The following is a 7,139-nucleotide window of genomic DNA, read 5'->3' as shown; positions in this document are numbered from 1 at the left end:
AGCGCCTGCGCCGCCAGCTCAGCATCCTGCTCCGCATACTCGCCGTACGCTTTGGCAAAAAAGCAGCCGAGCGAACCTTCCGCCCGCATCCACTGTTCCAGCACTGAAAACAGCTGGCTGATGGCTGCCGGATCGTCTGGCTGTGACAATAAATTGGCAAAGCGCTGCCGGCGCGCGGTCATCACCGCGGCAGTTAACCGCTCGCGCGACGGAAAGTGCTGATAGAGCGTACGCGTGGAGACCTTCGCCTCACGGCAAATGTAATCGGTGCTGGTGGCATGAAAACCGTTGTTGTAGAACAGCCGCTCGGCAGCGTTCAGGATATGTTGTTTTTTAAGCATACCTTAAAAAGTAAACCGATCGTTTTACTTTTGCAAAGTGGCGGCGCGAAAATCGGGTGCGAGGCGGTTAATCACCGCCTGTTTCGAGGATGCAGCTTTGAAGGAATTATCAATCAGGAAAGGCGCTTAGCCCAGTCGGGCGATGCGCGCTCGGGCCTCATCCAGATGCTGTTGTAACGCGGCGAGGCAGGGCGCAAAACGATCGGAGAAGCCATCGCAACTGTTCGCCAGAGACAAAAATTCCTCCGCCAAAGCCAGCGCTTCCCGCCATGTATCGCTGCTGACCACTTCTGGCAGTGACGCAGGCCGCAGCGTATTCACGATGGCACCCCCCGCTCTGGGCGCGAAGCCCATCGGCAGAATGTCATAAGCTGGCGCGAGGTGATAAGGACGGCCATGGCGACTGATGAATGACAGGTTACCGGCGTGCATGTCGGTATTGCCGATCAGCATGCCGAATGCCCAAAGCCGGGTCGTGCTATTAGCGGCCTCACGCACCCGTCTACCGGGCAGCCAACCAACAGTGCCGCAATCGGACAGTGTGCCACGTAGGCCACGGCGCTGGCCGCGAAATACTCGCCCGTCATAGGTTAATCACCATCACTTTTAGCCCGCTAACTCAGCGGGTTTTTTTATGCCTGTCACCAGACCGCACAGAACGCCTTCAGAGAGCCGCACAGACGCAACCATTCGACGTATTACCCTCAAATGGATCACCCGCACAGCGTGGCGCTGGTGCAGCCACAGCCCGACAAAATAAACGTCTCACCGACAAAAACGGCGCTACACCGCACCCGCCTGCGGGTTTTGCATCAGGAAAATTTTTCAGTTTTATTTTTCTTCAAACCGCCGTGCCGGGCCGCGCTGCTGCTGGCTTCCTGCCGGATTCTGCGAACTGAAATCGTTGAAAAGATTTTCAGTAATTTTCAGTTTTCTAGATCGAATGAAGATCGTGGTGGCTCGTCAGTTATATGATTTTTATATAAATTTAGGATTTTACGTCATCTGCAGGATCTAGCGGAGATCGACCGGCCTGAATAAGACTTTTAGCGGGAACACAGGCGGCACTTGGGCTGAAGAAGCATTGCTGTTGATGCTTCGACTGAAAAACTCTGTCCGGCATGATCTGCGATTATGTACTGTGATTGGGTAATATGAGAGCAATAAAGTGGAACAGATATCTTCAAACGAAGCGCTTTTGTGTTCATGCAGTGCGACGAAAAACGGACGAAAGATGTTATCTCGAATGGAATAGCAACTACTTCAAAGGACTAAAAAAGAAAAACCCCGCAGGGCGGGGTCTTATGCTGCTTTAGGTTGAGGTGGCTGACCAGATTGGTCCATCGCAGAACAACTTAAAGCTTCAACATCTTGTGCATCAAACGCTTGCCAAAAAGATGTTGCTTCAGCTATCAACGAGAGAGTTTCAGTAACATCGAAGCTAATCTCTTGAGTGTTCATAACTTACCTTAGTATTTTAACCCGAACAGGGAGTAAGTAGTGATGTAATGGATTCAAATGAATGCCTGACGATGTCGTCACTATAAGGTAATAGTACTCTATGATCAAATTTATGTGCGTCTTGATGTTCTTAAAGCGAAGATTGCACCTCTGATACTCTCTTCGACAGTTTCTAAAGATGCAGAAAGGTGGGGCATGCAAGTAACATCTTCATAGAACCCATAACGGTGATACCGAGACAAATTGTCTTCTGTCGGGTTAAGTATGTAAATCTCTTCCATCTTAGTTGCTTTAGCAAGGGTATGAGCATAGATCATCGCTGATAGCCAAACCTTACCTGATAAATGACTTTGGGTGTGCTTAAGGAAGTTTTCCATCATGCAAACATTGAGCCTTGTTCTGCGCAGATCAAGCTGGCATAGAATCACACCTCCCAGAGGCGCCTCAGGGGCATCAACAATTTTCATAGATACATCTAAGACCCCATTGCTTGCATCAAGTAATGGTTCTCCATAAGTGGCAAGCGCCCATTTCCAATTCAAGGAACCGTAGGCTCCACTCTTGAGCAATGCAACATCATGATCATTAAGGCGGCCATATCCGATCGGCCATTTAAAACCGTCAGCTACAGCTTGGACTGCATTGACAGCAAAAGTGTGGACGTTACTGAGTGAAAGCATACTGTTTTCTTTTTTAATTTCTCATTGCTGAGCATGTTATATGGGGGTAAATCAGGTTTCAACTAAACGCATGTCCAATATTGAGGGGACAAAAAGGGGACAGTAAGCAAAAAGGAAAAACAGCTGCTTTTGTAGGTAACTGAATGATTTTAAAGTGTTAATTTGGTGGCCCCTGCTGGGTTTGAACCAGCGACCAAGCGATTATGAGTGTAAAATCAATAACTTACGTAAATGTACCCCACTATACTTTTCAATACCTTCCCAATATAATAACTGCTGTATAAATAACCAGAAGTCATCCCAAATACGCGCTTGGGGAATCCTATAGGTATCCTGGCTGGACCATGCGATTCGCAGGATACCCTGATCGTGTGGTCGAGGAGGTTGGATGGAAACGTTCAAATTCACGAAAACCAGGCTGGAAGAGCTCCCCCCTGCTGCCAGGGGGCAGGTAGAGTATGGCGACACGGTTGTAAACGGGCTACGGATCCGTGTCGGCGTCAGCGGCACTAAAAGTTTCTGTGTGTCCCGCAAGAAAAACGGCAAGTTTTTCCGGGCAACGCTGGGGCGTTTTCCTGCGCTGTCGGTGGAGAATGCCCGGGCGAAAGCACTGGAGGTCATGGGCAGCATGGCCCTCAGCGGTCAGAACCCCAATATTCAGAAGCGTACGCATGAACGGGCAGCTGTCACCCTGCAGGACGCCCTGGACACCTATATTCTCAGCCGCGAGCATCGCCTGAAGCCGGCCACCGCAAAACAATACCGGAGCATTCTGGGCAACTATTCAGGGGACTGGCTCTCACAGCCTCTGGCTTACATCACCCGCGATCGCGTTGAAGCCCGTCATAAAGCCATCACGCATGGCACGGTCTGGTATGGTGCGGATAAGCGTTCCCTCCGACGGGGCACCGGGCAGGGGAGTCATGCGCAGGCGGACTTATGGGCCCGCGCACTCAGGGCGGTTTACCGTTTCGCACACGATCACTACCGGGATGAGGAAGGGCGAACCCTGCTTCCCGATCCACCCACACTGGTGCTCAGCACCAAGCGGAAATGGCATGGCACGGTCAGGAAAAGCGACCGCATCCGTACCCATGATCTTGGTCGCTGGTTATCTGCGATAGAGACGGTGAGGGAACAGGCGGAGCGTGAACGTGATGATTTCGCTGCGACCGTGTGTGATGCCGTGGAGATGGCCACGTTCACGGGCCTGCGGAAGTCCGAAATATTCGGTCTCGCCTGGTCCTGCGTTAACCTGGGAGGCCGCTACTTCTGGATAGACACGACAAAAAACGGCGACCCGCTTGAACTGCCCATCACCCGTACCTTACTGGCGTTGTTCCGCCGGCGCGCTGCGGCGCGGCGCGGAGAGCATCCTCTGGTCTTTCCGGGCATAAAGACCACCATCAAAGAATACCGCCACGTCACCGGGCGCATAAGCCAGTCAACGGTTCCTGAACCCAATCCGGATAATCTGCAGCCTATCCCGTTCAAGTGGCATGACGCGAGGCGAACTTACGGTACCGTGGCGGAGCTGGCCGGGGTGGGAAGCTATATCCTCAAGCGGCTGATGAATCACAGAACGCTGCGCAGTGCCGATGTGACCCAGGGGTATCTGCACTTTGGTGCGGATGAACTGCAGGCACCGGCAGCAAAAATTGAGCATGCCATCCTGGGCTACAGCGGAAGAGCAGATAAGCCTGAAGGCCTGGATGCCCGGCTGAAAGAAGCGCTGGAACACCTCAGTGATGATGAGAAACGAAGACTGCTTTTCTCACTCTCAGAAAAGGTCAATGAGGTCAGAAAATGATTGATGAAATTAAAGCGGAAATGACAAAAAAGCTGGAAGAGCTGGCTATGGTAGAGCCGGTGACAGGTTATATCAATATGTTTTACCAGGCGTTGTCCTTCAGTGATGCAGACCGCAGGACGTATATCACCGAAATTTCAGATCCGCTCTGGTGTATGGACCTCGCGAAAGGCAGCTATGATCGTGCCCGGCTGGCCCTGCTTAAATCCTATCTGCTGCTTCTGCTTGAACAGCACTACCACACAGCCATTTCACTCCTTCCTGTTCTGAAGTCTTTCGACATCCTGGGACAGACCGATACCGCAACGTTTATTGATGTCGCCATGAATAAGCTGCGTCAGTCTGAAGAATTCCGTCGGGAAGTGTATAGCGGCCATAACAGCAGGAATGCGTCAGGACGGCGTAATAAACATGCAGATGAAGTGATCGCGATAATGTCTGAAACCTGGCGCCAATATCCGCACACCCCTAAAAATGCCATGATCAAAAAAGTATATGGCCATTTGAAAGGACAGGTCAGTGAAGAGACGCTGGCACGCTGGATTAAAGAGGAGAAACTCGGGCCAGCTTCCAAAGTTCGCCCGTATCCGCCTTTTCGGCTGGTCATACCCTCATAGCGCGTTATGATCCCCTTATAGCGCGTTGTGATCCGATCACAGCGCGTTCTGAGACTACAAACAGTATCTCCGGCGATAGATATTCACCATCAGTCTATAACTGATATTGATGGTGATACTCATGCAATTCCCTCTCAGCCTGAAAACACCCCGCCGTCTGACCCGGTCAGAGGCAGCGCACTATCTGGGGGTTACGCCCCAGACCCTGGCTAACTGGGCCAGCACCGGTAAGGTGCAAATTCCGCATTACAAAGTCGGTCGCAAGGTTATTTATTTTCAGTCAGATTTGGACGCGTATCTGGTGTCCACGCGTCGTACGCAGACCATGTGAGGCTACCCATGCTGACTCAGCGAACCTTCACATGCTTCTGGCGGGATGAGTTTGATATGGCATCCGGAATTTATGCACTTGCTGATGTTCTGTATGGTGATCAGCCTTTGGGTTCGATTTCCTGGCGCTCTAGTTTTTCTCGGCATGCTTCTTTAACCCAGGAGCTGAACTTACCAGATCCTGCGGCAGTATCGATTTGCTCCAAAAGCTCATCTTCGAACCGAATGTTTTTAGCAGTGCTATTCAAACGATCAAAATTGCGCTTAGTTCTTTTCTCTTGCATCAATAGTCAGCCTTTAGGTTCGATGCCTCTGGACTGGAGTTCTTTGCGAAGTACCCGCTTAATCCAGGTCGCAAGCGTATTATCACCATCTTGTTTAGCAACTTCTTCTAATTGTTGCCTGAAGTCCTCATGCAAACGCATTTGGTATTGGGGAGAACGCTTCTCACTTTGTGTTGACATGGTAATTACCATTTCCTATATTTTATTACATGGTAACGACCATGTTAGTTTTCGTTTCCATACAAAGCAACGCCCCGCAGTGCTCGCAACACATACGGGGCGTCTTACCAAACCGTTAGTTGAGGTAACAGTTATGGCTGTGAACAAGCATACCCAAACTCATCCCAAATATCAGCACCGCCTCCCCGCCATTTCCCGTCAGGACCGGTCTGTACCCCCGCTCCGTCTCTGCACCGGCGCCGGCTCAGAGCAGGCTGTCCGCTGCCTTGCCCTCTCTCCCGCGGACCCGCTGCCCGTTCAGGAGGCCCAAAATGCGTGAGCCCATGGATTTAGATCAGGCTGAATTCCAGGCCGAGATGGCCACCTCGCTGTTTGAGGTGATTATGGACAAGGCCTGCCAGGAGTGTTCGCCCCAGCTGCGGCACCTCATCAGCCTGGCCTGCGACATCAACTTTGAGATCTACCGCGCGCTCAGGGCTGACGGAGGAAAGCACCATGATCAGTAACGTGAAGTTTAACGAGCTGGCCAGCCGGGTGGAGGCGCTCACTGCGCGCGTCGGGGACCTGGAGGCCAGCCTGAACGCGCTGGTGGATTCACAGGGCGGCACCATTCCGCCCGGCATGGCGCCGGTCAGCACGCTGGCGGCGGAGTTTGGCATCTCCACCAAAAAGGCGGAGGAGCTGGCAAAAAACGCCGGCGTGATGCTGGTGCGGCACAGGGCCGGAGGCTATCTGGTGCCGGACGAAAAATTCCGTGAAGCGGCCCGTCTGGTGCTGCGTGCGGCCAAACGGAAGTACGGCTCGGCGTACTGGTACCACCCGCTGATTGGCAAGTTCCAGATGAGCGGAGGGATACCGAAATGAGCGTGACGGAAACGGAAACCCTGTCTGACGCGCTGTTCACCTGCATCTACCTGTGGGTGAACGGTCATCCCGTTGATAAAAAAGCGGCCCGTGAGGCCGCTTCACGGCACCGCGATAAACATTCCTGCTACGGCCGTCTGGCGCAGAAAATGAAAGACTTTGTGCCGGGCAGCGGCATGAGCTATGAAGCCCTGTGTGAGGCAGGCTTCTGCCAGACAGACGTAAAGAAGCAGCGTCAGACGCGGATGAACCTGATTGCCGGTTACACGGGCGGGGAGGCCGTTAAGGCGCTGCTGTGTGATTCAGAACGTATCAACCGCCTTTTTCCCGCCGCTAAAGAGCAGCCGGCAGCTCCCCGCCAGGCGGGGCTGTCCCTTTCCCAGATGGGGCCCAGCCAGCGCGGCGGGGTGCTTCTTGAGCATTACAGCGGGCAGCTGGCGCTGGATGCTGATTCAGACGTGGTGCATCACTATAACGGCATCGTCTGGCAGCCGCTGAGCGACCGGGCGCTGGCGCGCCAGATGGCGGCCATTTTTATCGACAGCGAAACGGCGTATTCCATGCCGGCCATG

General features: G+C 52.8%; 11 protein-coding genes and 2 pseudogenes. 7 read left to right on the top strand and 6 right to left on the bottom strand.

The features are described from left to right. Window positions 1–341: TetR/AcrR family transcriptional regulator (locus tag ERD80_RS18755; RefSeq protein WP_136548022.1), on the bottom strand; the 341-nt coding region annotated here is incomplete at its 3' end. Window positions 342–467: 126 nt separating this feature from the next. Beyond that, window positions 468–833 (bottom strand): annotated as a pseudogene (locus ERD80_RS18750) (HipA domain-containing protein); the annotation flags it as partial. A gap of 234 nt (window positions 834–1,067) precedes the next feature. Here ERD80_RS18750 and ERD80_RS18745 point away from each other — a divergent pair. After that, window positions 1,068–1,316 carry a hypothetical protein gene (locus tag ERD80_RS18745; RefSeq protein ID WP_136548018.1) on the top strand — a complete coding sequence of 83 codons (249 nt, stop codon included), beginning with the start codon at window positions 1,068–1,070 and terminating at the stop codon, window positions 1,314–1,316. A 327-nt stretch (window positions 1,317–1,643) separates the two neighbouring features. Here ERD80_RS18745 and ERD80_RS22570 read toward each other — a convergent pair whose 3' ends face one another. Next, window positions 1,644–1,802 carry a hypothetical protein gene (locus tag ERD80_RS22570; RefSeq protein WP_159378441.1) on the bottom strand — a complete coding sequence of 53 codons (159 nt, stop codon included), beginning with the start codon at window positions 1,800–1,802 and terminating at the stop codon, window positions 1,644–1,646. Window positions 1,803–1,912: 110 nt separating this feature from the next. Continuing rightward, on the bottom strand, window positions 1,913–2,482 hold the full coding sequence (locus ERD80_RS18740; protein ID WP_136548017.1) for a hypothetical protein: 570 nt from the start codon (window positions 2,480–2,482) through the stop codon (window positions 1,913–1,915). 388 nt (window positions 2,483–2,870) lie between these two features. Between ERD80_RS18740 and ERD80_RS18735 the strand changes: the two genes are divergently transcribed. The 3 genes from ERD80_RS18735 (at window position 2,871) to ERD80_RS18725 (ending at window position 5,240) form a co-directional block, all read left to right on the top strand. After that, window positions 2,871–4,292, top strand: a complete 1,422-nt coding sequence (locus ERD80_RS18735; RefSeq protein ID WP_136548016.1) for an integrase family protein — start codon at window positions 2,871–2,873, stop codon at window positions 4,290–4,292. After that, window positions 4,289–4,909, top strand: coding sequence for a hypothetical protein (locus tag ERD80_RS18730; protein ID WP_136548015.1), 621 nt, complete (start codon window positions 4,289–4,291; stop codon window positions 4,907–4,909). The genes ERD80_RS18735 and ERD80_RS18730 overlap by 4 nt, the downstream gene beginning before the upstream one ends. Before the next feature lie 121 nt (window positions 4,910–5,030). After that, window positions 5,031–5,240, top strand: a complete 210-nt coding sequence (locus tag ERD80_RS18725; protein ID WP_136548013.1) for a helix-turn-helix domain-containing protein — start codon at window positions 5,031–5,033, stop codon at window positions 5,238–5,240. 100 nt (window positions 5,241–5,340) lie between these two features. On the opposite strand, the gene ERD80_RS18720 is transcribed toward ERD80_RS18725, so the two are convergent. Then, on the bottom strand, window positions 5,341–5,523 hold the full coding sequence (locus ERD80_RS18720) for a YlcI/YnfO family protein (RefSeq protein WP_136548011.1): 183 nt from the start codon (window positions 5,521–5,523) through the stop codon (window positions 5,341–5,343). Window positions 5,524–5,529: 6 nt separating this feature from the next. Then, a complete protein-coding gene (locus tag ERD80_RS22565; protein ID WP_168926293.1) occupies window positions 5,530–5,703 on the bottom strand; it encodes a hypothetical protein in 174 nt (57 codons plus the stop codon). A 311-nt stretch (window positions 5,704–6,014) separates the two neighbouring features. Here ERD80_RS22565 and ERD80_RS18710 point away from each other — a divergent pair, with 311 nt between their 5' ends. From ERD80_RS18710 to ERD80_RS22690, 3 genes and pseudogenes are all read left to right on the top strand, one after another. After that, on the top strand, window positions 6,015–6,209 hold the full coding sequence (locus tag ERD80_RS18710) for a hypothetical protein (RefSeq protein WP_021509672.1): 195 nt from the start codon (window positions 6,015–6,017) through the stop codon (window positions 6,207–6,209). After that, a complete protein-coding gene (locus ERD80_RS18705; RefSeq protein WP_058759818.1) occupies window positions 6,199–6,567 on the top strand; it encodes a hypothetical protein in 369 nt (122 codons plus the stop codon). Before ERD80_RS18710 ends, ERD80_RS18705 begins: the two co-directional genes overlap by 11 nt. Beyond that, window positions 6,564–7,139 (top strand): annotated as a pseudogene (locus tag ERD80_RS22690) (DNA primase); the annotation flags it as partial. The gene ERD80_RS18705 and the pseudogene ERD80_RS22690, both read left to right, overlap by 4 nt.

Origin of the sequence: Pantoea sp. R102, from assembly GCF_004916815.1 — a bacterium.
Taxonomy (GTDB): Bacteria; Pseudomonadota; Gammaproteobacteria; order Enterobacterales; family Enterobacteriaceae; genus Pantoea; species Pantoea dispersa.
This window is presented reverse-complemented; position numbering and strand designations above follow the sequence as displayed.